Annotated in this window: 29 protein-coding genes; 13 read left to right on the top strand and 16 right to left on the bottom strand. The window is 71.0% G+C overall.

Annotated features, from left to right (window positions below; genetic code table 11):
- The first annotated feature begins 45 nt into the window (after positions 1 to 45).
- Positions 46 to 1,191: an Mrp/NBP35 family ATP-binding protein gene (locus tag YWY_RS0119010; protein ID WP_028848919.1), complete on the top strand. Its 1,146-nt coding sequence runs from the start codon at positions 46 to 48 to the stop codon at positions 1,189 to 1,191.
- Between the two features lie 424 nt (positions 1,192 to 1,615).
- On the opposite strand, the gene tatB is transcribed toward YWY_RS0119010, so the two are convergent.
- The 4 genes from tatB to sigE form a co-directional block, all read right to left on the bottom strand.
- The gene (gene tatB, locus YWY_RS0119000; protein WP_028848918.1) at positions 1,616 to 2,011 is read right to left on the bottom strand and encodes a Sec-independent protein translocase protein TatB; all 396 of its coding nucleotides are present in this window, start codon (positions 2,009 to 2,011) and stop codon (positions 1,616 to 1,618) included.
- A 47-nt stretch (positions 2,012 to 2,058) separates the two neighbouring features.
- The gene (locus YWY_RS0118995) at positions 2,059 to 3,630 is read right to left on the bottom strand and encodes a S1C family serine protease (protein ID WP_084609361.1); all 1,572 of its coding nucleotides are present in this window, start codon (positions 3,628 to 3,630) and stop codon (positions 2,059 to 2,061) included.
- Positions 3,631 to 3,722: 92 nt separating this feature from the next.
- Positions 3,723 to 4,385, bottom strand: a complete 663-nt coding sequence (locus tag YWY_RS0118990; protein WP_245566732.1) for an anti-sigma factor family protein — start codon at positions 4,383 to 4,385, stop codon at positions 3,723 to 3,725.
- Entirely contained in the window at positions 4,382 to 5,008 is a 627-nt protein-coding gene (gene sigE / locus YWY_RS0118985; RefSeq protein ID WP_028848915.1) for an RNA polymerase sigma factor SigE, read from the bottom strand. Before sigE ends, YWY_RS0118990 begins: the two co-directional genes overlap by 4 nt.
- A gap of 321 nt (positions 5,009 to 5,329) precedes the next feature.
- Here sigE and YWY_RS0118980 point away from each other — a divergent pair, with 321 nt between their 5' ends.
- Entirely contained in the window at positions 5,330 to 5,917 is a 588-nt protein-coding gene (locus YWY_RS0118980) for an O-methyltransferase (protein ID WP_084609390.1), read from the top strand.
- Positions 5,918 to 6,085: 168 nt separating this feature from the next.
- Here YWY_RS0118980 and YWY_RS0118975 read toward each other — a convergent pair whose 3' ends face one another.
- Entirely contained in the window at positions 6,086 to 7,648 is a 1,563-nt protein-coding gene (locus YWY_RS0118975) for a leucyl aminopeptidase family protein (protein ID WP_028848913.1), read from the bottom strand.
- Positions 7,649 to 7,890: 242 nt separating this feature from the next.
- Positions 7,891 to 8,058: a DUF3117 domain-containing protein gene (locus YWY_RS23880; protein ID WP_005443666.1), complete on the bottom strand. Its 168-nt coding sequence runs from the start codon at positions 8,056 to 8,058 to the stop codon at positions 7,891 to 7,893.
- 141 nt (positions 8,059 to 8,199) lie between these two features.
- Between YWY_RS23880 and YWY_RS0118965 the strand changes: the two genes are divergently transcribed.
- Positions 8,200 to 9,012, top strand: a complete 813-nt coding sequence (locus YWY_RS0118965; RefSeq protein ID WP_028848912.1) for an enoyl-CoA hydratase-related protein — start codon at positions 8,200 to 8,202, stop codon at positions 9,010 to 9,012.
- A 654-nt stretch (positions 9,013 to 9,666) separates the two neighbouring features.
- Here YWY_RS0118965 and YWY_RS0118960 read toward each other — a convergent pair.
- From YWY_RS0118960 to folP, 4 genes are all read right to left on the bottom strand, one after another.
- On the bottom strand, positions 9,667 to 10,242 hold the full coding sequence (locus tag YWY_RS0118960; protein ID WP_028848911.1) for a DNA-3-methyladenine glycosylase I: 576 nt from the start codon (positions 10,240 to 10,242) through the stop codon (positions 9,667 to 9,669).
- The gene (locus YWY_RS0118955) at positions 10,229 to 10,705 is read right to left on the bottom strand and encodes an SRPBCC family protein (RefSeq protein ID WP_028848910.1); all 477 of its coding nucleotides are present in this window, start codon (positions 10,703 to 10,705) and stop codon (positions 10,229 to 10,231) included. Before YWY_RS0118955 ends, YWY_RS0118960 begins: the two co-directional genes overlap by 14 nt.
- Positions 10,702 to 11,031, bottom strand: coding sequence for a DivIVA domain-containing protein (locus YWY_RS0118950; RefSeq protein WP_028848909.1), 330 nt, complete (start codon positions 11,029 to 11,031; stop codon positions 10,702 to 10,704). The genes YWY_RS0118955 and YWY_RS0118950 overlap by 4 nt, the downstream gene beginning before the upstream one ends.
- 461 nt (positions 11,032 to 11,492) lie before the next feature.
- Positions 11,493 to 12,365 carry a dihydropteroate synthase gene (folP, locus tag YWY_RS0118945; RefSeq protein ID WP_028848908.1) on the bottom strand — a complete coding sequence of 291 codons (873 nt, stop codon included), beginning with the start codon at positions 12,363 to 12,365 and terminating at the stop codon, positions 11,493 to 11,495.
- Between the two features lie 114 nt (positions 12,366 to 12,479).
- Between folP and YWY_RS0118940 the strand changes: the two genes are divergently transcribed.
- Together YWY_RS0118940 and YWY_RS24475 are read left to right on the top strand one after the other, a co-directional pair.
- Positions 12,480 to 13,172, top strand: a complete 693-nt coding sequence (locus tag YWY_RS0118940) for a lysophospholipid acyltransferase family protein (protein ID WP_038045547.1) — start codon at positions 12,480 to 12,482, stop codon at positions 13,170 to 13,172.
- 194 nt (positions 13,173 to 13,366) lie between these two features.
- On the top strand, positions 13,367 to 13,543 hold the full coding sequence (locus YWY_RS24475; RefSeq protein ID WP_211227665.1) for a hypothetical protein: 177 nt from the start codon (positions 13,367 to 13,369) through the stop codon (positions 13,541 to 13,543).
- A gap of 417 nt (positions 13,544 to 13,960) precedes the next feature.
- Here the strand turns inward: YWY_RS24475 and YWY_RS0118925 are convergent, their stop codons facing one another.
- Positions 13,961 to 14,746, bottom strand: coding sequence for an LOG family protein (locus YWY_RS0118925; protein WP_028848906.1), 786 nt, complete (start codon positions 14,744 to 14,746; stop codon positions 13,961 to 13,963).
- A gap of 141 nt (positions 14,747 to 14,887) precedes the next feature.
- Entirely contained in the window at positions 14,888 to 15,967 is a 1,080-nt protein-coding gene (gene dapE / locus YWY_RS0118920) for a succinyl-diaminopimelate desuccinylase (protein ID WP_028848905.1), read from the bottom strand.
- A 55-nt stretch (positions 15,968 to 16,022) separates the two neighbouring features.
- Here dapE and YWY_RS0118915 point away from each other — a divergent pair, with 55 nt between their 5' ends.
- A complete protein-coding gene (locus YWY_RS0118915; protein WP_156899373.1) occupies positions 16,023 to 16,418 on the top strand; it encodes a hypothetical protein in 396 nt (131 codons plus the stop codon).
- The gene (gene dapD, locus YWY_RS0118910) at positions 16,415 to 17,401 is read left to right on the top strand and encodes a 2,3,4,5-tetrahydropyridine-2,6-dicarboxylate N-succinyltransferase (RefSeq protein ID WP_028848903.1); all 987 of its coding nucleotides are present in this window, start codon (positions 16,415 to 16,417) and stop codon (positions 17,399 to 17,401) included. The genes YWY_RS0118915 and dapD overlap by 4 nt, the downstream gene beginning before the upstream one ends.
- A gap of 130 nt (positions 17,402 to 17,531) precedes the next feature.
- Here the strand turns inward: dapD and dapC are convergent, their stop codons facing one another.
- Positions 17,532 to 18,632, bottom strand: a complete 1,101-nt coding sequence (gene dapC / locus YWY_RS0118905) for a succinyldiaminopimelate transaminase (protein ID WP_028848902.1) — start codon at positions 18,630 to 18,632, stop codon at positions 17,532 to 17,534.
- Positions 18,633 to 18,660: 28 nt separating this feature from the next.
- Positions 18,661 to 18,981, bottom strand: coding sequence for a ferredoxin (fdxA, locus tag YWY_RS0118900; protein WP_028848901.1), 321 nt, complete (start codon positions 18,979 to 18,981; stop codon positions 18,661 to 18,663).
- A gap of 399 nt (positions 18,982 to 19,380) precedes the next feature.
- On the opposite strand from fdxA, the gene cofD reads away from it, so the two are divergent.
- From cofD to YWY_RS24245, 5 genes are all read left to right on the top strand, one after another.
- Positions 19,381 to 20,379: a 2-phospho-L-lactate transferase gene (gene cofD / locus YWY_RS0118895; protein WP_028848900.1), complete on the top strand. Its 999-nt coding sequence runs from the start codon at positions 19,381 to 19,383 to the stop codon at positions 20,377 to 20,379.
- Entirely contained in the window at positions 20,376 to 21,761 is a 1,386-nt protein-coding gene (locus YWY_RS0118890; RefSeq protein WP_051310425.1) for a coenzyme F420-0:L-glutamate ligase, read from the top strand. Before cofD ends, YWY_RS0118890 begins: the two co-directional genes overlap by 4 nt.
- Positions 21,758 to 22,318, top strand: a complete 561-nt coding sequence (locus tag YWY_RS0118885; RefSeq protein WP_028848898.1) for an NUDIX hydrolase — start codon at positions 21,758 to 21,760, stop codon at positions 22,316 to 22,318. Before YWY_RS0118890 ends, YWY_RS0118885 begins: the two co-directional genes overlap by 4 nt.
- Entirely contained in the window at positions 22,315 to 22,680 is a 366-nt protein-coding gene (locus YWY_RS0118880; RefSeq protein WP_038045545.1) for a GntR family transcriptional regulator, read from the top strand. The genes YWY_RS0118885 and YWY_RS0118880 overlap by 4 nt, the downstream gene beginning before the upstream one ends.
- A gap of 160 nt (positions 22,681 to 22,840) precedes the next feature.
- A complete protein-coding gene (locus YWY_RS24245) occupies positions 22,841 to 23,689 on the top strand; it encodes an HNH endonuclease (protein ID WP_342665129.1) in 849 nt (282 codons plus the stop codon).
- A 124-nt stretch (positions 23,690 to 23,813) separates the two neighbouring features.
- On the opposite strand, the gene manB is transcribed toward YWY_RS24245, so the two are convergent.
- Entirely contained in the window at positions 23,814 to 24,923 is a 1,110-nt protein-coding gene (manB, locus tag YWY_RS0118875) for a mannose-1-phosphate guanylyltransferase (RefSeq protein ID WP_051310424.1), read from the bottom strand.
- A 173-nt stretch (positions 24,924 to 25,096) separates the two neighbouring features.
- Here manB and YWY_RS0118870 point away from each other — a divergent pair, with 173 nt between their 5' ends.
- Entirely contained in the window at positions 25,097 to 25,522 is a 426-nt protein-coding gene (locus YWY_RS0118870; protein ID WP_028848895.1) for a hypothetical protein, read from the top strand.
- Between the two features lie 159 nt (positions 25,523 to 25,681).
- Here YWY_RS0118870 and YWY_RS0118865 read toward each other — a convergent pair whose 3' ends face one another.
- On the bottom strand, positions 25,682 to 26,572 hold the full coding sequence (locus YWY_RS0118865) for a glycosyltransferase family 2 protein (protein WP_028848894.1): 891 nt from the start codon (positions 26,570 to 26,572) through the stop codon (positions 25,682 to 25,684).
- Positions 26,573 to 26,582 lie beyond the last annotated feature (10 nt).

The following is a 26,582-nucleotide window of genomic DNA, read 5'->3' as shown; positions in this document are numbered from 1 at the left end:
TCACCACCTGGCCTCGATGCTACGCCCGACTCGTAGCATGGGCCCATGACCAGCACTCAGCTGCCCAGCGACGACGACGTCCGCAGGGCCCTCTCCGGCGTCAAGGACCCGGAGATCGGCAAGCCGATCACCGATCTCGGCATGGTGAAGGACGTGCGGGTCGGTTCCGACGGCACCGTGACGGTCGGCATCTACCTCACCGTCGCCGGGTGCCCGATGAAGGACCGACTGACCGTCGACACCACCGAGGCGGTGCGGAAGCTGGGCGGCGTGCGCGACGTCCGGGTCGAGTTGGACGTGATGAGTGACGAGCAGCGCGCCGAGCTGCGTCGCAAGCTGCGCGGCGACACCAAGGACCCGCTCATCCCGTTCGCCCAGCCCGGCTCGCTGACCCGTGTCTACTGCGTCGCCTCCGGCAAGGGTGGCGTCGGCAAGTCCTCGGTGACGGTCAACCTGGCGGCGGCGATGGCCCAGCGCGGGCTGTCGGTCGGCGTGGTCGACGCGGACATCTACGGCCACTCCATCCCCCGCATGCTGGGCACCAGCGACCGGCCGACCAAGGTCCAGGACATGATCATGCCGCCGCAGGCGCACGGGGTGAAGGTCATCTCCATCGGTATGTTCACCCCGGGCAACACGCCGGTGGTGTGGCGCGGGCCGATGCTGCACCGCGCGCTGCAGCAGTTCCTGGCCGACGTGTTCTGGGGCGACCTGGACGTGCTGCTGCTCGACCTGCCGCCCGGCACCGGTGACATCGCCATCTCGGTGGCCCAGCTGATCCCGAACGCCGAGATCCTGGTGGTGACCACCCCGCAGCAGGCCGCCGCCGAGGTGGCCGAGCGGGCGGGCGCCATCGCGCTGCAGACCCGGCAGCGGGTGGCGGGCGTCATCGAGAACATGTCGTGGCTGGAGACCGACGACGGCCGACGCATCGAGGTGTTCGGCTCCGGCGGTGGGCAACGGGTGGCCGACTCGCTGTCGCAGTCGATCGGGGCGGAGGTACCACTGCTCGGCCAGGTTCCCCTGGACCCGGAACTGCGTGAGCACGGCGACGACGGCACGCCGATCGTGCTGGCCAACCCGGATGCCCCGGCGGCCCAGGTGCTGCGGAACGCGGCGGAGAAGCTGGCGGTGCGGGCGCGCGGCCTGGCCGGGATGATGCTCAACGTGACACCGGCCGGGCGGCGCTGATCCGGCACTCGGGCGCGGTGTCCGGCAAGCGGGCGGGGCTCGCCTGCCCGGCGGCAAGGTGCCGAGCGCAAAGATCTGGCGCGGACTGACGGACGAACGACCCCGGCGATGGCCCGGGGCACGCATCCGACGCTGCGAACCTGTCCGTGTCTGGTGGCGCCGCGAACCAGCCCACGCCCGATTCGACAACCGTCCCACCGCCCAGCAACCCGGCAACCGCCCCGCCACCCGACAGACCAGCCAGCCCGCCCTCCTAGATGGCATCCAGATCGACCGCGGACTTCTCCCCCAGACACAACGGTTCAATCGACCCGCGCTGCGGCATCAGCGCCGCGAACCAGCCCACGCCCGATTCGACAACCGTCCCACCGCCCAGCAGCCCGGCAACCGCCCCGCCACCCGGCAAATCAGCCAGCCCGCCCTCCTAGGTGGCATCCGGATCGACCGGGGGCTTCTCCCCCGGGCTCAACGGTTCGATCTCCCTGCGCTGCGGTTTCGGCGTCGACGAGCCGTTGATGTGATTCACCGTCTCGTTGAGGCCGAGCGGGTCGTCGTCCCCGTCGAACAGGTGCTGGGTGACGATCCGGCGCGGGTTGAAGTTGCGCAGCTGGCGCAGGTCCTCGATGGGCTGGCGGAACTGCTCGTACTCCGGCCCGATCTCCTGGCGGAGCTGCTCTCGCGCCCCCACGGCGAACTCCCGCACCTTGCGCACCGTGCGGCCGACCCACGACATCGCCTCCGGCAGGCGCTCCGGGCCGAGAATGAACAACGCCGCGACGATCAGCACGAGGACTTCGCCCCAGCTCACACTCTCGAACATCGACGCACCGTCCTTGCGCAGAAGGTGGCTGCCCAGCCAGCACCAGCCTAGCGGCCGGCGTTCGGATCGTCCGACCCCAGTTTGGCAGTCGTGACGATTTCCCGTCCGCCCCGCACCAGTTTGATCGGCACCCGCTGACCCACCTCGTGCGCTCGCACCGCCACGGTCAGCTCGGCGGCGTTGCGCACCATGCGCTCGCCGACCCGGACGATCACGTCGCCCTCCCTGATCCCGGCGCGGTCGGCGGCGCTGTTCGGGACCACGTTCTGCACCCGGGCGCCCTCCGAGGTGTTGGCCGCCACCGACGCGGCCTGCACACCCAGCTCGGGATGCGCGACCTTGCCGTCGGCGATCAGCGCCTCGGCGATCTTGATGGCCTGGTCGACCGGGATGGCGAAGCCGAGGCCGATGCTGCCGCCTTCCTGGCGTTCGTTGCTCACCGTGCGGATCAGCGAGTTGATGCCGACCAATGCGCCACGGGCGTCCACCAGCGCACCCCCCGAGTTGCCCGGGTTGATCGCCGCGTCGGTCTGGATCGCGTCGTAGACGACAGTCCCCTCGCCGCTTTCGCTCGGCGCGCTGATCGGCCGGTTGACCGCACTGACCACGCCGACCGTGACGGTGTTCTCCAGCCCGAAGGGCGAGCCCACCGCGATCACCGGATCACCGGGTGCCAGGTCGGCCGACTTGCCGATCCGGATGACGGTCGGGTTGCGCACGTTGACCTTGATGACCGCCAGGTCGGTCTTCGGGTCCCGCCCGACGATCTTGGCCGGCGCGCGGGTGCCGTCGGTGAACACCGCGGTGAGCTTCGCGTCGTCGTCCTCGGCGGCGGGCGCCACCACGTGGTCGTTGGTGATGATGTAGCCGTCTTCCTCGATCACCACACCGGACCCGACGCCGCCGGCCGACCCGGTCCGGATCTCGATGGAGACCACCGCGGGAACCACTTCCTGCACGGTCGCGGCCACCGAGCCGGGCGGGCGTTGCTTGCCGGAGCCCACTTGCGCCAGCGTGACCTCTTTGCCCAGCTCGTTGCTCTGGTCGGCGATGTACCAACCGACCGCACCGCCGATCGCGCCCACCAGCAGGACCACCACCACGCACACCACGGCGGCGCTGCGCCGCAGCCTGCCACCCAGCACGATCTCGCTCAGCGACAGCGCCGAAGCACGACGCCGCTGCGGCCTGTCGTCCTCGTCGTCCGCGTCCTCGCGCAATGCGGGCTCGCTCAACGCGACCGGTGAGCCGGGGTTGCGCCACGGATCATCCTGCTTGCCCCACAGCGTCTTCCGCGTCGGCCGATACGTGGCTTCGTCCTGCTCGCCTTCGTCATCCGGCGGGCGCTGCAGCACCACGCCGCGGTCGTCCGGGGTAGGGCCGAACGCCTCCGCCAACGACGGCGGAGGAGGGGCCGGCCTCGTGCCGGGGCGTTCCGCGGCCTGCACGGCGCGGCGACGGTACTCCTCGTCGAACGGACCGGTCACGCCCGCCGGACGGCCGAACACCGCGGCGGCATGCGGATCCACCGGGGGCCGCTCCAGCCCGCGCGGCTGCAGCCGCGGGCCTCCGCCGCGTTCCGGATCGCCCTGCTGGGGCTCGAAGGGATTGTCCGCCATCAGTGTTCAGTGTGCCGGGGCGTCGGTGAAGTCGGCGTTGGAACAGCGGGAGAACCACCGGCACGCTGGTCGCTCTCGCCGCGGATTCCCGCTCAGCGCTGCTGCACGCCCAGCTGAACCACGTTCGGAGCGCTGCTCGGCGCGGTTGTCGAGGTGCGGGCGGCCTCCTGCACCGCCTGCGGCGGCGTCACCCGGTTCGGCGCCGGCTCGTCGTCCTCCTCCACGGCGAGGGCGAACGCCAGCGCGGACAGCATCAGTCCGGACATCACCACGCCCGCGCCCTGCACCGCACGACGGCCACGGCGGCCGCCGATGCCGGGATCCGACCCGAGCGGAGCGGACGACCCGAGCGGTTTGCTCGCGCCCAGCCTGGCTGCCTGCTCGGGACGCTGCACGGCGACCAGCCTGCCGGACGAGTCCACCGCCAGGTTGTCCGGCATGACGGACAGCTCGGTGGTGTTCGGGATCGAGTACAAGCTCGCCAGCAAGCCGGCGGGAACGCTGGGCGCATCGCACGCATGCATGGCGGCCCGCACCTGCCGCTGCGCCTCGACCTCTGCGGCGCAGCAAGTGCACCGCATCAGGTGCCGCGCGGCACGTTCGTGCGCGTCCACCGACAGCTCACCGTCGACGAAGGCGACGATGGCGTCCGGCAACAGGTGCGACTCGGGCAACTGCCAGCCCGGCGACAAGCGCACGCTGGGGCCGAACCGCCGCGGACGGCGCTGCCCCGGCTTCTGGCGGGCATCGCTCATGCTGTCGACCTCACGTTTTGTCGCTCGGCTCGGCGCCGCTCCAGTGCTGCACGCAGCGCTTGGCGCCCTCGGTGGATCCTGCTCCTAACCGTACCGAGTTTGACCCCCAACGTGGCACCGATCTCCTCGTACGACAGGCCTTCCACGTCACACAACACCACGGCGGCACGGAACTCCGGGGGCAGCTCGTCCAGCGCCGCCTGCAGATCCGGATCCAGGTGCGTGTTGGAGTAGACCTGCTCGGGGCTCGGGTCGTCGCCCACGATGCGGTCGGTGTCCTCCGGCAGGCCCTCCATGCGCACCCGGGAGCGGCGGCGGGCCATGTCCAGGAACAGGTTGGTGGTGATGCGGTGCAGCCACCCCTCGAAAGTGCCGGGCTTGTACGACGACAGCGATCGGAAGACCCGGATGAACGTCTCCTGGGTCAGGTCCTCGGCGTCGTGCGGGTTGCCGGTCAGGCGGTAGGCCAGCCGGTACACGCGCGGCGCATGGGTGCGCACGATCTCGTCCCATGACGGCGGCGTCCAGGCCGCGTCCTCGGTGATCTCGGCGACGTCACCGGCCGGAGAGGTCATGCGGGCGTCCTGCTCAGTCGCGGTCGTGTGCAGTTGAGGCACCTCCATCGGGCTTGTCACTTCGGACAACGCCGCATCGTCGTGTTCTGTTCCCATCTGTGAGGTAGTTCCCGGATCGTGCACGGCCCACGCCTCCCCCACGGTTCTTCCTCCCTGTCGTCCAGGGTGACCTCCCTCGTTACGAGCCTGGTGAAAATCGGCTGAGAGCAGCCTGAGAACGACGGGCCTGCCGTCACCGGCGCCAGCCGGATGTGTTCGGCTTGCGCGCTTGCGCCGTGCCTTCACCGGTTTGCCCGGCCGCGGCGCTAGCCTGCACGAGTGACCAGTGCCGCCGAGACTGTCGACGACTACCTGCCGGATGACGACGTGATGCTCGCCGCCCGCGCCAGGGCGGCGGAGCTGGGGTGCCCCGCGGTCGCGCCGTCCACGGGTGCGGCGCTGCGGTTCCTGGCCACCACGGTCGGCGCCAAGGCCGTCGTGGAGCTGGGCACCGGAGCCGGGGTCAGCGGCCTGTACCTGCTCCGCGGCATGGCGGGCCGCGGCGACGGCGGGGTGCTGACCTCCATCGACATCGAGCCGGAGTTCCATCGGGCCGCCCGCACCACGTTCCGGGAAGCCGGCTTCCCGCCGGGCAGCACCAGGTTGATCCTCGGCCGGGCGGTCGACGTGCTGCCTCGGCTGACCACCGGCGGCTACGACATGGTGTTCGTGGACGCCGCCAAGGTCGAGTACGTCCACTACTACGAGCAAGGGGTCCAGCTGCTCCGGCCCGGCGGGGTGATCGCGTTCAACGACGTGTTCAGCCAGCCCAACCGGCCAGGCGACCGGGCGCGGCGAGACGCGGAAGCGACCGCGCTGCGGGAAGTCGCCCGGGCGGTGGCGCTGGACGAAAGGCTGATGCCCGCCCTGCTGCCGGTGGGCAGCGGGCTGCTGGCCGCCGCGCGGCTCGCCGTCTGAGCCGCGCTGGGCAGCCCGAGACGCCCGGGGGACGGACCGGCGCTGCAGCACTCCCTGGTGCTGCAGCACGTGGGCGGCCCGAGACGCCCCGGGACGGACCGCTCGGGGATCGGCAGGCACGTGCCTGCCCGCGCCTGAGAACCGGGCTCGAACCGGAAGCCCGGGCGCTTACGCGTAACCGGCGGCGAACTCCACCAGAGTCCGGGCGGCGAAACCTGTGCCGCCGGGGGTCACGTCGTCGTACGGCTTGTCCGCGCGCGCCGCGCCCGCGATGTCCAGATGCGCCCACGGCAACCCGCCCACGAACTCGCGGAGGAACAGGGCCGCGGTCACTCCGCCAGGTCCTTCCGGGGCCTGGCGGACATCGGCGATCTCGCTGCGCACCGCGTCGGCGTGGTCCTCGATCAGCGGCATCCGCCACCACGCCTCGCCGACCCGCTCCCCCGCCGACCGCACTCGCTCGGCCAGCTCGTCGTCGTTGGCGAACACCGCGCCGTGCCGCAGGCCCAGCGCGACCTTGATCGCCCCGGTCAACGTCGCCACGTCCACCACGACGTCGGGCCGGAACTTCTCCACGCCGTAGGCGAGGGCGTCGGCGAGCACCATCCGCCCCTCGGCGTCGGTGTTGCCCACTTCGGTCGTGGTGCCGCCGTAGTGCCGCACTACGTCGCCCGGTCGGTACGACGACCCGGACACGTGGTTCTCCGCTGCCGGGACCAGGCCGGTCACCCGCACCGGCACCTTGGCCTGCGCGATGGCCCGCACGGCGGCGATCACCGCGGCCCCGCCGGACATGTCGGTGCGCATCAGGTGCATGCCGTCGACGGGCTTGATGGACAACCCACCGGTGTCGAACGTGATGCCCTTGCCGACCAGGAGCAGATGCGCCGAGGCGTTCCGTGGCCGGTAGGCGAGCTCGATGAGCCGCGGCGGGCGGGTGGAGCCACCGCCGACGGCCAGGATCCCGCCGAACTTGTGCTCGGCCAGCCAGTTCTCGTCGCGCACCGTCACCCGCAAGCCGGGGACGTCCCGCGCGACGCGTTCGGCGGTGCCGGCCAGCCACGCCGGGTCCTTGACGTTCGACGGGCTGTTCGCCAGGTCGCGGGCCAGCGCCGTGGCCGCGGCGAGCCGCGCCGCCTCGGTCACCTGCTCGGCCAGCTCCTGCGCACCGAGCAGCACGACACCGTGCAGGCTGGGTTTGGCCCGTTCGCCGGTGACCGCGAAGCGGTACCCGCCGAGCGTCACGCCGAACACGAACGCGCGCACGCACTCCTCCGGCAGGTCCGCGGGCAAGCTGACCTGCAGCGAACGCTGCGTGCGGGACACCGAACCGGCGCGCTTGGCGAGATCGGCGTCGACCGCGCGGGCCAGCGCCCCGCCCGCGGTCCGCCACGCCGACGGCTTGTGCGGATCGCTGCCGATTCCCAGCAGCCACCGCGCCGGGTTGCCGAGCGCGTGCACCTCGCCCGCTTTCCCGGTCAGCGCACCGCCGGGCGTCCACTCGGCGGGCACCTGACGCGGGGTCCACAGCCCGCTCGCTCCCGCCTCCCCCGGCTCGCCGGACGCGGCGCCTGCGGCGCCGGGATTCTCGGTACTGCCGGTGCTGTCGCCCGCGTCGGCCTCGTCGTCGGCCGCCCGGACGAGTCGAACCACCGGCACACCCCGGCGTTGCCGGTCAGCGACGCTGATCTCGGGCAGCCGGGTGGGAAGCGTGGGCACGGGCACGCGCACGATCGAAATCCACTTCCTTTCGGACGTGATGGGCGCCGGGCTCGGCACAGCCTGCTGCCCGCGGTGGGACGGGCGACGAAAACTTCCCGGCGCACGAAAGAGGCGAAGCGGCTGCCCGCGCGCACCGCAGCGCGCAGGCGGCGGCTCCGCCTCCTGGCCGCACCGAGCCCAGGCCACCACGGCCGCCGGGTGTCGACGGTCGCCGCGGCGTGCGCCACGCTCGCGCGGCTGGCCGACGTGGCCTAGCTGGTGGCTTCTTGCAGGGCCGCGCCGAGGTCCTTGGCCTCTTCGGCGGTGAGTTCGACGACCAGCCGGCCGCCGCCCTCCAGCGGTACTCGCATCACGAGGCCCCTGCCCTCCTTCGTCACCTCGAGGGGACCATCTCCGGTCCGGGGCTTCATGGCCGCCATAGCGTGCTCCCTCCGTCTTCAACCACGTACCGGTGTGCCCACGAACACGCGGGCTGCGCCGGGTGTGAGCCTTATTCTCCCCTATTGCTGATCTAGCCTTCCACCGGAGGTAACTCACCGACCCAACGCAGGAGGCGCGCCGTGTCCACTGTCCACGACCAGGCGGCAGGCGAAGTGCTGATCACGTCCGACCAAGCAGGCGTTCGAACGATCACGCTGAACCGGCCGCAGGCCTACAACGCGCTCAACGTGGAACTGAAGGAGGCACTGCGTGACGCGCTCGTCGCGGCCGCCGCGGCGGAGGACGTCCGGGCCGTGGTGCTCACCGGCGCGGGCAAGGCCTTCTGCGCCGGGCAGGACCTCAAGGAACACATCGCGCTGCTCGACGCGCAGGACCCCGCTCCGCTGCGCACCGTCGAGGAGCACTACAACCCGATCGTGCGGGCGCTCGCGACCATGCCCAAGCCGACCGTCGCCGCGGTCAACGGCAGCGCGGCGGGCGCGGGCGCGGCCTTCAGCTACGCGTGCGACCTGCGCGTCGCCGGTCGCAGCGCGTCGTTCACCGGGGCGTTCGCCGGCGTCGGCCTCGGCCCGGATTCCGGCGCGTCCTGGACCTTGCAGCGGCTGGTCGGGTTCGGCAGGGCGATGGAGCTGATGATGCTCGGCCGCAAGGTCGGCGCGGACGAAGCGCTGCGCATCGGGCTGGTCAACGAGGTGGTCGACGACGACGCGGTGCTTTCCCGGGCCCAGGAGCTGGCCGCCCAGCTGGCCGCCGGTCCCACGGCCGCGTACCGGGAGATCCGGCAGGTGCTGATCGCAGCGAGCACGTCGACGTTGGACGAAGCGCTGGAGAACGAGAAGGCGGCGCAGACCCGGCTGGGCGCGACCCACGACCACCGGGAAGCGGTCGACGCGTTCGTGAACAAGCGCCGGCCACGGTTCACCGGCAAGTAGTGCGAGTGGCCCCGGGGCCTACCAGGGGTGCGTGGATCGGCTGCCGTCGAGAGCCCGCCGGTCCTCCCCCCGGGGGCCTGACGAGGGGTGCGGGGACCGGCCCCGGACGCCGACCCGAGATGATCGGCTTCGGACGGCCTGACGAGGGGCGCGGGGACCCACTGGTCACCGCGTGCCCGACTGCGACGCCCCGCCAGCCCACCTACCCGGCAAGCGCTCCGGGATCGGCTCGCCCGCACCGTGCCGTCGACGACCGCCGTCCGCCCCCCCCCCGCGGCTCCAAGCCAGCGAACCTTCCGAACCGGCACCACCGCATGCCCGCCGACGACGACCCACCAGCCGCCACACGCAGCGGCGCACCGGTGACCACATGCGGCGGCGACACCCTGAGTGGCATCTGCGGGCACCGGTCTCCACCGCGAGAACGATCCAGGTGCCGTACGCAGGATGCACCGGTGGATACCGGAACAGGGGATGTTCAGCGGCGGCCGTCGAAGGCTTGCCCGGCAGCTGCTTGTCGCGGCTGCGCCCTCGTGGCCGCCGCCCGAAGGCGGGCTTGCGCGCCCCGCGGCCCGCCCACCAGCCCACGGAGTACAACACGGCAGTCGCTCCGCCAGCCGGCACTGACCGGCGGCCGCGGCTGTCGCGGCGCCCCTAGGCGTCCTGCCGCAGGCGGCGGCTCGCACCGGCGCGCCAGCAATCCGCCACGTGGTCGTCCACCATGCCGGTGGCCTGCATCAGCGCGTAGCACGTCGTCGGGCCGAGGAACCGGAAGCCGCGTCGCTTGAGCTCCTTGGCCATCGCGTGGGACTCCGGGCTGGTGGCGGGCACGTCGTCCAGGGTCGCCGGGTTCGGCCGCGGCGGCGGCGCGAACGACCACAGCAGGTCGTCCAGCGGCTCGCCGAGGTTGACCACCGCCCTGGCATTGGCGACGGCCGCTTCGATCTTGGCCCGGTTGCGGACGATGCCGGGGTCGGCCAGCAACCGCTGGACGTCGTCCTCACCGAACGCGGCCACCCGTTCCGGGTCGAATCCCGCGAACGCCGCCCGGAAGTTCTCCCGCTTGCGCAGGATCACCAGCCACGACAGCCCGGACTGGAACGACTCCAGGCACATCCGTTCGAACAGGGCCCGCTCACCGCGCAGCGGAACACCCCACTCCGTGTCGTGATACTCCACGTAGTCCGGCGTCGTCGCCCACGCGCACCGCACCGGCTCACTCACCGTCATCGCGCTCCCGCTGCTCCCACTCCCGCTCGACCATCCGGGCGAACGTCGCCAGCGAACGCCGGAACCCGGCGCGCACCAGCGGACGCACCACTCGCCAGCCCAGGCCGCCGGCCGCGCCGAAGGGCTGCTCCAGATCCTCCGACCACCGCACCACCGAACCGTTCTCGCTCGGCTGCACCTCGATCAGGCCGGGGCCGCGCAGCAGCCCGCCGTCGTGCAGCACCTCGACCCGGTGCGGCGGCTCCCACACGGTCACGCGCATGGTGTCCAGCAGCCCGAACGGTCGCCATCCGGTGTAGGCGTGCACACGCGAGCCGACGCTGCGGCCGTCGCCCGCGACCACCCGCACCGTCGTGCCCAGAATCCACTCCGACTGCCGGGGCCAGTCCGTCACCGCCGCCCACACGTACGACACCGGAGCCGCCACCGGCACCGCCATGGTCAGCCGGATCCGGTGGTTCACCGCTGGTCGCCGCGCTCGGGGTGCGGGTAGCCGTGCGCCTGCGACGGATCGAGCTCGGCGAGCCTGGTGCGCAGCGCGTCCAGCTCCGCGCCGACGCGTTGCAGCACCCAGTCCACCTCCGACATCTTGTAGCCGCGCAGCACCGGCTGGAACCGCACCTGGGCGAGATCGGCGCCGGTGATGTCCCGCTCGGGCAACCGCGTCGGTGACACCCCGGGTGGCAGCGGCTCCAGCTCCTCCCCGCGCCCGAACACCAGCGAGGCGAGCAGGAACACCACGGCCGCAACCAGCAGCATCACGACCAGATACACCAGCGCTGTTCCCACGCCCCCGATCGTGGCACATCCCACCGACGAAAGGGATCGCAAGCGCTCACCGGGCGGCCGTGGGCAGCACGCCCGCGTCTCCGCGCGACCCGCTGGATCGACAGCGTCGCCCGTGCGTTCGAACAGACGTGATTCAGCTGAAGCGCACGCCCCCACAGGAGCGGCTGCCAGCGGACCACCTCGCCGGTGATCTCGCACGCCGGGGCACAACCCTCACGGGCGCGGCTGCCAGTGATCAGGTCCAGGCCATCGGCAGCGACGTGCAACACGACCCCCATGGCGCAGCTGCCAGGGTGTGGGAAGCGCCGAAGGGGTAGGCGCTCACGCACGCCCCAGGTACGGCTGCCAGCAGCCCGCCTCTTCTTCGCCTCGGAACAGTGCAACTCGGGCGCGGCAGTCAGCATCCGTCACGGCGACCGTGTGGGCAGCCGCCCACTTCCGGGTGTTCGGAGCAGCACGGCTCAGGCGAGCGCGCGCAGAACCCGCCCCGGCGGCCGGTCCCCGCGGATACTCGCGACGGTGTCCACCACGCGGCGCGTGGCCCGCACCTGGTGGGCACGGAACACACGTGCACCGGCCATGGCCGCCACGGCGGTGGCCGCCAAGGTTCCCTCCAACCGCTCTTCCGGCGGCAACCCGCCGAGCGTCTCCCCGATGAAGTCCTTGTTCGACAGCGCCATCAGCACCGGCCATCCGGTCTCCACCAGCCGGTCGGCGTGCCGCAGCAACGCCAGCCCGTGCCAGGTGTTCTTGCCGAAGTCGTGGGTGGGGTCGATCAGCACGCCGTGCCGGGGCACGCCGATCGCCACCATCCGCTCGGCGCTGGCGCACAGCTCGTCCACCACCTGCGCGACCACGTCGGCGTAGTGCACCCGGTGCGGGTCGGTGCGCGGCCGGACTCCCCCGGTGTGCGAGCACACCAGCCCGACCCCGAACTCGGCGGCGACCTCGGCCAGCCGCGGGTCGGCACCGCCCCAGGTGTCGTTGAGCAGATCCGCGCCGGCCGCGCACACCTCCCTGGCCACCTCGTGCCGCCAGGTGTCCACGCTGATCACCAGGTCGGGGTGCCGCTCCCGGACCGCGGCCACCAGGCCGACGACCCGGCGGATCTCCTCCGCCACGTCCACTTCCTCGCCGTGCGCTCCGGCCCGCACGCCGCCGATGTCGACGATGTCCGCGCCCTCGGCGGCCGCGCGATCCACCGCGGCCAGAGCCGCGGCCTCCTCGAACGTCGCCCCCCGGTCGAAGAACGAGTCGCGGGTGCGGTTGACGATGGCCATCACCGACGGGCGGTCGGATGGCAGGACGCGGCTGCCGAATTGCACGTGCTGCATAACGGCGATGCTAAGCGCGGTGAACGCTCCGTAACCTCTCACCTCGGCGGTGGGTCGCCGGCGCCGTTCGTGCCATCCTGGAAGGGGTACCCCTCAGCCGCAAAGGATGTGGTCATGGACGCGCGCAGCGCGCTGCAGCAAATCATCCGGAATGTTCTCGCGCCCATCGCCCGGTTCGTCTACCGGCCGGTCGTCGAAGGAGCGGACCGGGTCCCGCGCACCGGGCCGCTGATCGTGGCGGCCAACCATCGTGCGGCCATCGACACCTGGGTCATCCCGTTCGTCGCCCCGCGCCCGGTGAAGTTCCTCGGCAAGGCGGAGTACTTCCGCGGCAAGGGCCTGCGCGGCCGCATGTTCGCGGCGTTCCTGTCCGCGCTCGGCTTCATCCCGGTCGAGCGGGGCAACGCCTACGCCGGCCTGCAGGCCCTCAACGCGGCCAGGAAGGTACTGGAAGCTGGGGAGGCGTTCGGCATCTACCCGGAGGGCACCCGCTCGCGGGACGGCAAACTGCACCGCGGGCACACCGGGGTTGCGCAGCTGGCCCTGGTCACCGGCGCCCCGGTGATCCCGGTGGCGCTGATCGGCACCGAAAAGGTGCTCCCGGTCGGCAAGCGCATCCCGCGCCTGGCGAAGGTGACGGTGCGGTTCGGCGAACCGCTGGACTTCTCCCGCTACCGGGGCTTGGAGTCCTCGCCGGCGGTCCGCCGTGCGGTCACCGACGAGATCATGTACGCCATCCTCGAGCTGTCCGACCAGGAGTACGTCGACCGCTACCACAAGCGGCCGGACGAAGCCGCCGCGGCATAGACGCGAGACAGGCACGAGACGACTGCGAGACGACTGCGAGACGACTGCGAGACGACTCCGACGGGCCGGGCGCCTTGGCCAGGCGCCGGGCGGGGAGTTTCGCGCCGCAACCACGGTGCGTTCGTGGCGCGCTTGCACCGATACCCGCAGCACGCGTACCGGCAAAGCCCATGCGGTGCGTACGCTTCGCTCCCATGGAGCCGGCACTCAAGTACGCCCTCGAGCAGTGGTACGAGGCGGTGAACGCCGGGGACCTGCGCCGTGCCGCCGAAACCGTCGGTGACCCGGTCGTCGTCCTCGGACCGCGCGGAGCCGGCGGATCACACCGGACGAGTTCGCCGGGTGGGTGCAACGGTCCGGCATCCGGCTGACGCCTCGCAAGTGGCACAAGATCAGTCTCGCGGTCGTCGAGCAGGACGCCCAGTGGCCGGGCGATGCGGCTCCGATACCGGGGCGACGATCTTCCGCGTGACCGACAGCAAAGTCACCGCCGCTCTCCGGCTGCCGGACGCCGAATCAGCCCTGCAGCTCGCGCACATCCACCACGAGCTCGCCGCCACCGAGTAGCCGCCGGTACGACTGGCCAGCGCCACGCCACGACCCAACAGCCGGTCGCGCCGCCGCTACTACCCCAGACGTCCGCGCAGACGGCGCGTGATCCGCTACAACCGAGCGCCTCCGCACGGGTGACGACCGCGAGGGATCACGATGCCTCCCTGCACCAGCGACCAAGTGGTCGTGCCTTCGTTTCCGCCGTCCTGAGCCGCGTCGTGGCGCGGCACTCGGGTTTAGTGGGTCTCCTCCCACGCCCGGTACGCCTCCTGCACCACGCGCACCGCGTCGTCCACGTCGTCGGTCAGGTGCAGCAGGTCCATGTCCTTGAGGCTGATCTTGCCCTCGCCGAGCACCGTGCTCTTGATCCACTCGTACAGGCCGCCCCAGTACTGCGTGCCGAACAGCACCACCGGGAACTTGGTGACCTTCTTCGTCTGCACCAGGCACAGCGCCTCGAACAGCTCGTCCAGGGTGCCGAAGCCGCCCGGCAGGCAGATGAACGCCTGCGAGTACTTGACGAACATCGTCTTGCGGGCGAAGAAGTACCGGAAGTTCACGCCGAGCTCGACCCACGGGTTGAGCCCCTGCTCGAACGGCAGCTCGATGCCCAGCCCGACGCTCAGCCCGCCGGCTTCCGATGCGCCCCGGTTGACCGCCTCCATGGTGCCCGGCCCGCCGCCGGTGATGACCGCGAACCCCGCCTCGGCGACCGCGCGGCCGATCCGCATGCCCAGCTCGTACTCCGGCTCGTCCCGCTTGGTGCGCGCCGATCCGAAGACCGTCACCGCGCGGGGCAGCTCGGCGAGCGCGCCGAAGCCCTCGGTGAACTCCGCCTGGATGCGCAGCACCCGCCACGGGTCGGTGTGCACCCAGTCCGACGGTCCGCGCTGGTCCAGCAGCCGCTGGTCGGTGGTGGTCGCCTCGCGGCGCCGTGCACCGCGCAGCACGACCGGCCCCTTGTGCTTCTCCCGCGGGTGCTCGGGGTAGGTGTACTCAGCGTTCGCGCCTGGTTCTGCCACGCGTTTCTCCTCCGTCGAAAAGCTGTGATCACGGCGGGCGGCGGTGTCGGGTGCGAGGGTGTTGAAGCGTAACTTCGCGGCCGCCGTCGCCGGGTAGCGCCTCCACCGGACCGTGACCCGGTGTGCCGGCCCGCAGCGCAGTCAGCGACCGGTCAGGAACGTCCGCAGCACCTCGGCGACCTTGCCGATCTCGGCCGCGCGCACGTGCTCCTCCTTGGTGTGCGCCAGCGTCGGATCACCCGGCCCGAAGTTCACCGCGGGCATGCCGAGCGCGGCGAACCTGGCCACGTCCGTCCACCCCAGTTTGGCCACCGGCCTGCCCCCGGCGGCCCGGACCAGTTCCGCGGCCGCGGGCTCGCTCAGCCTGGGCAGCGCCCCGGCCGCCTCGTCCACCACGGTCAGCTGGTAGCCGTCGAACACTTCGCGCAGGTGCTCCAGCGCCTGCTGCGGGCTGCGATCGGGGGCGAACCGATGGTTGATGGTCAGTGTCGCCTCGTCCGGCACCACGTTGCCCGCCACCCCTCCCTCGACGGCGACCGCCTGCAGGCCTTCCCGGTAAAGCAGCCCGTCGATCTCCACCTGCCGGGGCTGGTACTCGGCCAGCCGGCGCAACGGCTCGGCCATGGCGTGGATCGCGTTCGTGCCCATCCACGCCCGCGCGGTGTGTGCCCGTTTGCCGGCCAAGCGCAGCTGCACCCGGAGCGTGCCCTGGCAGCCGCCCTCGATGACGGCGTTGGACGGCTCGCCGACCACGGCCAGATCCCCGCGCAGCCACTCCGGCCGGTTGGCCTGGATGCGGTTGAGGCCGTTGCGGGAGGCGTCGATCTCTTCGCAGTCGTAGAACACGAACGTCACGTCGTGCCGGGGCTCGGTGACGGTGGCGGCCAGCGACAGGAAGACGGCGTCCCCGGCCTTCATGTCGACCGTGCCCAGGCCGTGCAGGACCTCGTCCGGCCCGCTGCCGGTCCGCCGCAGAGGCAGGTTGCCGTTCTCCGGCACGGTGTCCAGGTGGCCGGCGAAGACCACCCGGCGCGGCCGCCCGAGCCGACTGCGAGCCAGCACCGCGTTGCCGTCGCGCACCACTTCCAGGTGCGGGGCGTGCTTGCGCAACGCCGCCTCGACGAGGGCGGCGACGGCCGCTTCCTGGCCCGATTCGCTGGGAACGTCCACCAGGGCGGCGGTGATCTCCACCGGATCGGCACGCAAGTCCAACTCGGGCATAGCCGAACCCTACCGGCGCACTACGGTGGTGGCTGTGAAGCCCGTAGGACGCCTGGTGGCCGGTGCCGCCGCGGTGGTTGCCGTGCTCGCCGGATGTGGCACCGACAGCGCCGAGGAAGAACCCGTCGACCTGCCGTCGCTGCAGCAGAAGGTCCGCGCCCTCGCCGTGGACACCTGCCATACCGACCCGCGCGGCCAAGCGCCCCGCTTGTGCGAGAAGTACGTCACGCAGATCGCCAACGCCGCCCGCACGGTGAGCGCCGCAGGCCGGATCAACCACGAGAGCTTGCGTGATCCGGGCCGCCAGATGACCCGCGCGGTGCGGGAGTTCAACCAGGGTCGCTGCGACAATCAGCGCCCGAAGTCCACCTCGGCCTGCTATCGCGCGCTGGAGACGATCGCGCAGGCCGTGAAGGATGTGCAAGCCGAACTCGAGGAGATCGTTCAGTGAGCCAGCTGCCGCCTGATCCGCAGACCACCGGCGCCACCGGCGTCGGCCTCGCCACGGTGACCACCGACGGCACGGTGCTGGACACCTGGTACGTCCAGCCGAAGCTGGTGCCTGCGTCCGAGGAGGCCGGGACCCAGCGCCTGTCCCGCGAGGAAGCCGAGAGCGCACTGGGGGCCTCGGCCGCGGCGCTGGTCGGCCCGGACACCGACCGCGGCGTCGAGGTCGTCGCAGTGCGGACCACGATCGGCAGGCTGGACGCCCCGCCCGCCGACGCGCACGACGTCTACCTGCGGTTGCACCTGCTGTCACACCGCCTGGTCCCGCCGCACGGGCAGAACCTCGACGGGGTGTTCGGTCTGCTGAACAACGTCGTGTGGACCAATTTCGGGCCGTGCCCGGTGGAGGGGTTCGAGGCGACCAGGATGCGGCTGCGCGCTCGCGGCCCGGTGACCGTCTACGGCGTGGACAAGTTCCCGCGCATGGTCGACTACGTGGTGCCCACCGGGGTCCGCATCGCCGACGCCGACCGGGTGCGCCTGGGGGCCTACCTGGCGCCCGGCACCACGGTGATGCACGAAGGCTTCGTCAACTACAACGCCGGGACGCTGGGCGCCTCGATGGTCGAGGGCCGCATCTCGGCCGGTGTCGTCGTCGGCGACGGCTCGGACCTGGGCGGCGGCGCGTCGATCATGGGCACGCTGTCCGGCGGCGGCAAGGAGGTCATCTCGGTCGGCAAGCGCTGCCTGATCGGCGCCAACGCGGGAATCGGCATCTCGCTCGGCGACGACTCGGTGGTGGAGGCCGGGCTGTACGTCACGGCAGGCACCAAGGTGAGCTTCGACGGCACGACGGTGAAGGCGCGGGAGCTGTCCGGCATTTCCGGGGTGCTGTTCCGCCGCAACTCCGAGACCGGCGCCGTCGAAGTGGTGCGGCGCGAAGGAGCCGGGATCGAGCTCAACGCCGCGCTGCACGCCAACGACTGAGCCCGCGCGGGGCGCGGTGGCCGCGCAGAGAGGCCTGGGGCCGCCGCGCCCGGCGCTCGGCGTTCCACTTCGGCGTCGACCCCTCCCGCCCGTCGGCGCGCTCCGGCTGTCCAGCGCCGCCGTCGGCGGGTCAGGACGCCAGCCGGGCCGCGGCCACCTGAGCGCCCTCGTCGGTGACGGTCAGCGACATCCGCACATGCTGCTCACCGCGGGGACCGTAGAACGTGCCGGGCGCCACCACGATGCCGCGCTCGGCCAGCCAGTCGACCGTCTGCCAGGCGTCCTCGCCTCTGGTCGCCCACAAATACAGGCCGGCTTCCGAGTGGTCGATGGAGAACCCGTTGCCGAGCAACGCGGACCTGAGCACCTCGCGGCGCTTGGCGTACCGCTCGCGCTGCGCCCGCAGCGCGTCGTCGTCGTTCAGCGCCACGCGCATCGCCTCCTGCACCGGCCGGGGCACGATCATGCCCGCGTGCCGCCGCACCTCGTGCAACGCCCGGATCAGCTCGACGTCGCCGACCACGAAACCGGCGCGGTAGCTGGCCATGTTCGCCGACTTCGACAGCGAGTGCACCGCCAGCAGACCCTCGTGCGAACCGCCGCAGACGTCCGGGTGCAGGATCGACAGCGGTTCGGTCTCCCAGCCCAGCGCCAGGTAGCACTCGTCGGACACCACGATCGTGCCGCGCTCGCGAGCCCACTCAACCACTTTGCGCAGGTGCTCGACCCCGAGCACCCGGCCGGTGGGGTTCGCCGGCGAGTTCAGCCACACCAGTGCCGGCCGCTGCGGGCCGATGGCGAACAGGCTGTCCGCGCGCAGCACCGTCGCGCCGGCCAGAACGGCCCCGACCTCGTAGGTGGGATACGCCAGCTCGGGGATCACCACCAGGTCACCGCCGCCCACGCCGAGCAGGCGAGGAAGCCAGGCGACCAGTTCCTTGGAGCCGATCGTCGGCAACACCGCCGCGGGATCTACGCCGGTGATCCCGTGCCTTCGGGCCAGCGCGCCGACCACGGCGGCGCGCAGTTCCGCCGTGCCGTAGGTGTACGGGTATCCGGGGATCTCGGCCACCGAGGACAGCGCGGCCTGCACACTGGCCGGGACCGGGTCGACCGGTGTCCCGATGGCCAGGTCGACCACCCCGTCGGGATGCCGCGCGGCCTTCTCGCGGTACGGGCGCAGCTTGTCCCACGGGAAGTCGGGCAACGCTACAGGCGTGCGGCGGCTCACCGGTCGGCCCACCCTGCCACGCCCGGGATCATTCGCCCTGCGGCGGCAGGTCCTTGATCCACTGCGGGTCGTCGGCCACCTTGCCGACCTTCGCCGCGCCGCCAGGCGACCCCAGCTTCTCGAAGAAGTCCGCGTTGGCCTGGGTGTAGGCCGCCCACTCGTCGGGCACGTCGTCCTCGTAGTAGATGGCCTCGACCGGACAGACCGGCTCACAAGCACCACAGTCGACGCATTCGTCCGGGTGGATGTAGAGCATCCGCTCGCCCTCGTAGATGCAGTCCACGGGGCACTCGTCGATGCACGCCTTGTCGAGCACGTCGACGCAGGGCTCGGCGATCACGTAGGTCACTGGGCTCTCCTTGAGTCACTGCGGAGTGCGGCACGTCCGGGTTAGCCGCAGATTACGCCGACCGCGACACTCTCGCGGGAGGAGGTCGGCTTTCCCTGCCGCGCCCACTCTCCGATTCGGCAAGGTCAACTGCACCTCTCGGGTCGATGTCCTGTCACCACGAAACGCCGCGGCGGCCCGGCGCGGCCCCGCTTCGTGAGCCGTCTCACGCTCGCGCATGCGACGGAGCACACCCGGCACAGCCGGCGGACCGGATCGGCCGAGCGCCCGCCGACCGCCTCTGCCGCGAATGCGGGTCGTACCAGCAACGGTACTTCGTCTTCCGCCAGCGTCCCGCGAAGTGAGCTGCCGACCCGCCACCGGCCCCGCCGGTTCGCCCGCCGTGCGAGGATCGGCAGGGTGAAGGTCACAGTCATCGTCGGCGGGGTCGGCGGAGCACGCTTCCTGCTCGGGGTGAAGGCGGCACTGGGCCTGCCTCCGGTCGGCGCCCCGGACACCGAGACAGAGCACCAGATCACTGCGGTGGTCAACACCGGGGACGACATCTGGCTGCACGGCTTGCGCATCTGCCCCGACCTGGACACCTGCATGTACACCCTGGGCGGCGGCAGCGACACCGAACGCGGCTGGGGCCAGCGTGACGAGACGTGGACCGTCTCGAACGAGCTGAAGGCCTACGGCGCGGACGCGGACTGGTTCGCACTGGGCGACAAGGACATCGCCACCCACCTGATCCGCTCGCGCATGCTGCGCGCCGGCTATCCGCTGTCCGCGGTCACCGAGGCGCTGTGCGACCGGTGGCGGCCGGGCGTGACGTTGCTGCCGATGAGCGACGACCGGGTGGAGACCCACGTGGTGGTGGATCTGCCGTCGTCCGGCGAACGGCGGGCGATCCACTTCCAGGAGTGGTGGGTGCGCTACCGGGCCAAGCTGCCCGCGCACGCGTTCGTCCCGGTCGGCGCCGACGAGGCCAAGGCGGGACCGGGCGTGTTGGAGGCGATTGCCGGTGCCGACGTGATCCTGCTGGCCCCGTCGAACCCGGTGGTGTCGATCGGCACCGTGCTGGCCGTGCCCGGGGTGAAAGCGGCGCTGCGGTCGGCGTCGGCACCGGTCGTCGGCGTCTCCCCCATCATCGGCGGGCGGCCGCTGCGCGGGATGGCGGACGCCTGCCTGGCCGCGATCGGGGTGGACACCACCGCCGAGGCGGTGGGCCGCCACTACGGCGCACGCAAGGACGACGCCGCCGAGGGGCTGCTCGACGGGTGGCTCATCGCCGAGGGCGAGCGCGCCGACGTCCCGGGAGTCGAGGTGCGTGACGTGCCGCTGATCATGTCCGGCCCGGATGCCACCGCGGCCATGGTGCGCGCGGCGTTCGATCTGGCGGGGGTGCGGCCATGAGCAGGGACGTCCGGGAACCCGCCGGTCAGCACACCGGCGACCACGCGGCCGACAAGGTGGAGATCCTGCCGGTGACCGGCTTGCCGGAGTTCCGGCCCGGCGACGATCTGACCGGCGCCATCGCGCAGGCCGCGCCGTGGCTGCGGTCGGGCGACGTCGTCGTGGTCACCAGCAAGGTGCTCTCCAAGGTGGAAGGCATGATCCACCGGGTCGACGGCGATGCCGAGCAGCGCGAGGCGGTGCGCAGGCGGCTGGTCGCGGAGGAATCGCGGCGCATCCTGGCCACCTACCGGCAGACCCACATCACCGAGAACAAGCTGGGCATCGTGCAGGCCGCCTCCGGCGTGGACGCGTCCAACGTGGCCACCGGGGAGATCGCCGTCCTGCCCAGTGACCCGGACGCTTCGGCGAAGGCGCTGCGCAACGGCCTGCGCGAACGGCTTGGCGTGGAAGTCGCCGTGGTGATCACGGACACCATGGGCCGCGCGTGGCGGGTCGGGCAAACCGACGTCGCCATCGGCGCATCCGGGCTGCGGGTGCTGCACTCCTACGCCGGGCAGACCGATGCGCACGGCAACGAGCTGCAGGTCACCGAGGTCGCGGTGGCCGACGAACTGGCCGCGGCCGCGGACTTGGTCAAGGGCAAGTTGCGCGGCGTGCCGGTGGCGGTGGTGCGCGGGCTGACCATCGTCGACGACGGGTCGTCCGCGCAGGACCTGATCCGGCCCGCCGAGCAGGACCTGTTCCGGCTGGGGACGGCCGAGGCGATGGCCGAGGGCCGCAAGCAGGCGGTGCTGGTGCGCCGCTCGGTGCGGGCGTTCAGCGACGAGCCGGTCGATCCCGATGCGGTACGCAGGGCAGTCGGCGCGGCGTTGACCGCACCGGCTCCGCATCACACCAAGCCGGTGCGGTTCCTGTGGCTGCGCGACGCGCAGCTGCGTACCCGGTTGCTCGACGCCATGCGCGAGGTATGGCGGGCGGACCTGGAAGGGGACGGGTTCACGCCGCAGCAGATCGAGAAGCGGCTGGCGCGCGGCGACCTGCTTCGCCGTGCGCCCGAGCTGATCGTGCCGTTCTTGGTGCCCGAGGGGGCGCACGCGTATCCCGACCAGCGGCGTGCCGCGTGCGAGCACACTATGTTCACCGTGGCGGGTGGTGCCGCCGTGCAGGCGCTGCTGGTGGCGCTGGCCGCCGAAGGGCTCGGCTCGTGCTGGGTCGGTTCGACGATCTTCGCCGCGCCGACCGCCCGCGACGTGCTCGGCCTGGGCGACGACTGGTATCCGCTCGGCGCGGTCGCGATCGGCAGGCCGGCGCCGGAGGCAGGGGACCTGTCCCAGCCACGGCCGCCGCGGCCGCACGAGGAGGGATTGATCGAGCTGTGAGCCTGCACTCCGCCGCCGTCGACCTGCTCGGTTCGTGGCATCCGCCGACGCATGAGCAGGAGTCGCTGCGCCAGGCGTACCTGGCGTTCCTGGCCGCACGCCCCGATGCGTGTGCCCGTTCGTGCGCGGCCGGCCACCTCACTGCGTCGGCGGTGGTGCTCGACCACGGCGGCGAGAACGTGCTGCTCACCCTGCATCCGCGGGTGGGCAGGTGGTTGCAGCTGGGCGGCCACTGCGAGCCGGGCGACGAATCGCTGGCCGCGGCGGCCGCGCGGGAGGCGGCCGAGGAATCCGGGATCGCCGGGCTGCGGTTCGCGCCCGAGCCGGTCCACCTCGACGTGCATCCGATCACCTGCTCGCTGGGCGTGCCGACCCGGCATCTGGACGTGCGGTTCGTTGCCTGGGCGCCGCCAGGTGCACAGCCGGTGCGCAGCGACGAATCGGACGACCTGCGCTGGTGGCCGGTGGACGGGCTGCCGGACGGGAGCGAGGACTTGCTGCCGTTGCTGGCTGCGGTGCGTGCCGCTCACCGGGCCGCGGGGGTTGGTGCCGGATGACGCTGCGGCTGCACATCGACCCGGACTCCCCCGTGCCGCCGTTCGAACAGGTCCGCAGCGCGCTGGCGGCTCAGATCGGCGACGGACGGCTTCCGGCGGGCACGAAACTGCCTACGGTTCGTGCGCTCGCCGCCGACCTGGGCATCGCTCCCAACACCGTGGCGCGCGCCTATCGAGAGCTGGAGGCGGCGGGCCTGGTGGACACCCGCGGCCGGGCAGGCACGTTCGTCAGCGCGCAGGGCAACGCGGCCAGGCAGCGCGCAGCGGAAGCCGCAGCCGAATACGTGCGCATCATCGACGGCCTCGGCCTCGACCGCGCGGAAGCCCTGCGCATCGTGCAGGCAGCCCTGGCCCGCGAGTAGATGACGGAATCAGCGCTCGCAGCGACCTTCCATACGGTGCAATAGCAGTGCCCCTCCCCGGGGCATCGCTGTGACATCGTCCGGCCTCACTTCGGCAAGTCACCGTAGCAGACCTACCGAGCGAGCTCGCCGCCCCGGATTACCGGGGCAGGCCAATTGAGTGGAACCCGAATCAAATATTGGACACGCTTTCTCTTTCGCTAGTATTACTTGTAAGAATAAGCTTTACCCAAAAAGGAGACATTGTGACCAACTCCCGCAACTATTCTCGCGCCGACCGAGCGGCATTACGCTATTGAGCGGAGGAACATGCTATTGGCCAGACTGCGGTGAACCATTGCTTAGAAAGGTAGACGGGAAGTTCAAGCTGGCCCTGGAGATTGCTCATATTCGAGCAGCAAAGCAACGAGGAGAACGGTACGTCGCCAGCATGACCGACGAGGAGCGCAACTCCTTCGACAATTTGATATTCCTCTGCACAGTCCACCACAAGACAATCGACGAACCCGGCGCGGCAAGACGCTATCCTATCGAGTTATTAGAGAAATGGAAACGAGACCGAGAAAAAGGGAAGGTGGCCACACTCCGAGGGTTGCGCGGGATCACGGAGGACAGGCTGGTAGATCTCATCACGCAAGCCATCAAGGACCGCGATCGTGGCATCAAAGAAACGCTAGAACGCCTCGAGAGGATCGACGCCGATGCAGCACTTTTGATGCGCGAATTACTCGACGAACTCAATCAATTGAGGCACGGAACACCGGCATTGGACCCCGACATAGTCGGTCTCCTCTACAGCGCATCAGACATTCTTTCAAATCTACCCGATTATGCATCAATGCTTTGCGAAGCTGCTGGAAGATTAGAATATCTAGGCGACCACACTTCTACACTGATGAATGCCGCCGACTTACTCACGTCACTTGACGACAAAATTTCCCACCTGCAGACTATCGTTCAGGCTGTCAGCGAGGCCGCAGACAAGATCGACGCGGCTCGGTGGAGTTGAACCCCGCCCACAGCTACGCTAATGCACGGCTTCCTGACACACGTCAGGCTCGCTCGGCTTGGCCCTCGAAGGCGCACACCATACACGCAGCTAAAGATCAGACGCCTTATTTGAGGCTGGCCGTTCACGCGTCGGAGGAGAACCGCACGCCCCCGTCCGGAAGCTCGACACCGGGCCACACTCGGACGCCGTCGAGCAGTTCGCAGTCCGCGCCGACATGCGCCCCGTCGCCGAGCACGGCACCGCGCAGCACGGTCCGCGGTCCGACGACGGCGCCCTTGCCCAGCACCGAGTTCACGACCACAGCGTCTTCGGCCACGTGCACGCCGTCCAGCAGCACCGAGGAGGTCACGCGCGCGCCTGCGGCGACGACCCCGTCGGCACCGACCGTCGATCCGCCGTCCACCACGGCCGACGGGTCGACCGACGCGGCGGGGTCCACCAGGCGCTCCGCGGGCACGTCGGTCAGCATCGCGCTCGGTGCGATGCCCCGGACCAGGTCGGCCGAGCCCTTGACGAATGCGGCGGGGGNGCCGACGTCGAGCCAGTACGACGAATCCACGTGGGCATGCAGGTGCCGTCCGGCGGCCAGCAGCTGCGGAAACGTCTCCCGCTCCACCGACACCGGCCGCCCGGCCGGGATCTCGTCGATGACGGACCGGCGGAACACGTAGCACCCGGCGTTGACCTGATCGGTCGGCGGGTTGGGTGTCTTCTCCAAGAACGCGGTCACCCGGCCGTCTGCGTCGGTCGGAACGGAGCCGAACCGACTCGGGTCGTCCACCTTGACCAGGTGCAGCGTGACGTCCGCGCCGGTGTCGCGGTGCGTGGCCAGCAGATCCAGCGGGCTAGCGGCGGAGAGGATGTCGCCGTTGAACACCAGGACGTCGTCGGCCCGCAGCAGGTGCGCGACGTTGCGAATGGCACCTGCGGTGTCCAGCGGCTCGGATTCGACCACGTACTCCAGCTCCAGCCCCAGCCGCGAACCGTCCCCGAAGTACTCGGAGAACACGTCGGCTTGGTAGGACGTGCCCAGCACCACGTGGCGGATGCCCGCCGCGCGAATCCGGGACAGCAGGTGGGACAGGAACGGCACACCCGCGGTCGGCAGCATCGGTTTCGGTGTGGACAGCGTCAGCGGCCGCAGCCTGGTCCCTTTGCCGCCGACCAGCACCACGGCATCCGCTCCGGGGTCGGGTTTCGCCTGGAGCGCGGCTGGGGGGTGGTCACTCATGCCAGCGATCCTGACACAATCGCTCCACAACGTTTGCACGAGCACCAAATGGGCGACACGTGGGCCGATACGGCGTGATTTCCCTGCCGGAGATCACCTGGACGGCCTACTCTTGAGGGGTGCACGGGCGCACCACCTCACCGTCTGGGCGCCCGTCGAGCAGGAGGTCGGGGATGGACCCTCTCGCCAGGGCAGAGGCGTTGCTCAAGCGGGCCCGGGAGCGGGGCGCGTACGTCGTCACGCCGGACAACGCGATCTCTCCGATGGACGCCGCCAGCACCCAGCAGATCCCCCGCGAGGTGGTGCGCGGCGCCGAGGCGGCCACGGTGGATCCGGATGCGACGACGATCCTCACCGACGAGGAGATCCGCGAACAGGACGAGGACTACTTGGCCGAGTCGACACCGACCACGCAGATCCCTGCGCCCGGTCAGCAGGCCGGGAAGGCCGGCGGTGCCGACGGTTCGGACAACGCAGGCGAGGCGGACGGCGAGCAGGCCGAGGACGAGATCGTGGTCGAGGAGCACACCGACGACCTGCTGCCCACCACCACGCAACGGCGGCGAAGCACCAACGTCGCGGACCGGCTGAACGGCTGACCCGGCGCGGCCCAGCGACCGGGGGCATCGTCGTAGGCCACTGCCCGTGACGCCTGCCGGGTCAACCGCTCACCCAGGTTTCGCCACGCACACCACCGACGGTCCGCCGCTTGCGGAGCGATCACCCCGGCCGCCACTCACGTGGCCGCGAACGCGGAGTCACGATGAGCGCGTGCGCTTGCGCAAGGCGATCCGCAAGCGCACGGCAAGCCCCAGCCGCAACAGCCACAGCATCGGCCGCAGCAACGGATGCGAGTACCTGTTGGCCAGGTACCGGTAGGCGCTGTCGTGGTGGGCGATCAGCATCGCCTCGGTCTCCCGGGACGTCGCGTGCCCCTGGATGTGCATCACCTGGGCGCTCGGCACGTACACGTTGAGCCATCCGCGCCTGGTCAGCCGCTCACCGAGGTCGACGTCCTCGAAGTACATGAAGAAGCGCTCGTCGAACCCCTCGACGTCCTCGAACGCCTGCCTGCGCAGCAGCAAGCAGGACCCGGACAGCCAGCCGGCGGTGCGCTCCCTCGGCTGGCTGGTCGTCTGCAGGTAGGCCTTGGTCCACGGGTTGTTCGGCCAGATGTCGGCGAAGATCGCGTGCCCGGCGCCGCGCACCAGCGACGGCAGGCTGCGCGCCGACGGGTAGATCGACCCGTCCGCCTCCCTGATCAACGGGCCGAACGCGCCACCCTGCGGCCACCGCTCGGCGGCCGCCAGCAGCTCGTCCAGCGACCCCGGCTCCCACTCCAGGTCCGGATTGGCGATGACCACCCACCCGAAGGAATCGTCCAGCTCGGCCACGCCGCGGTTGGCCGCGGTGCCATAGCCCAGATTCCCCCCGGTGGGCAGCACGCGCACGTTCTCCCGCTCGCGGGCGGCACGCTGCGGCGCCTCGTCGGACGACCCGTTGTCCGCCAGCACCACGGTGACCTCGCGCGACGACGCCTTCACCAGCGTGTCCAGGAACCGTTCCAGGACGTCGCCGGAGGTGTAGGTCACGGTGACCACGGCGACCCGGTCGCCGTAGCGGGTACTGGCAGCAGTCACGCGCGACATTGTTCTCGGC

The sequence above is a fragment of the Thermocrispum agreste DSM 44070 genome (assembly GCF_000427905.1).
Lineage (GTDB): Bacteria > Actinomycetota > Actinomycetes > Mycobacteriales > Pseudonocardiaceae > Thermocrispum > Thermocrispum agreste.
The sequence above is the reverse complement of the archived record's forward strand: the minus strand, read 5'-3'. Positions and strand labels throughout refer to the sequence as shown.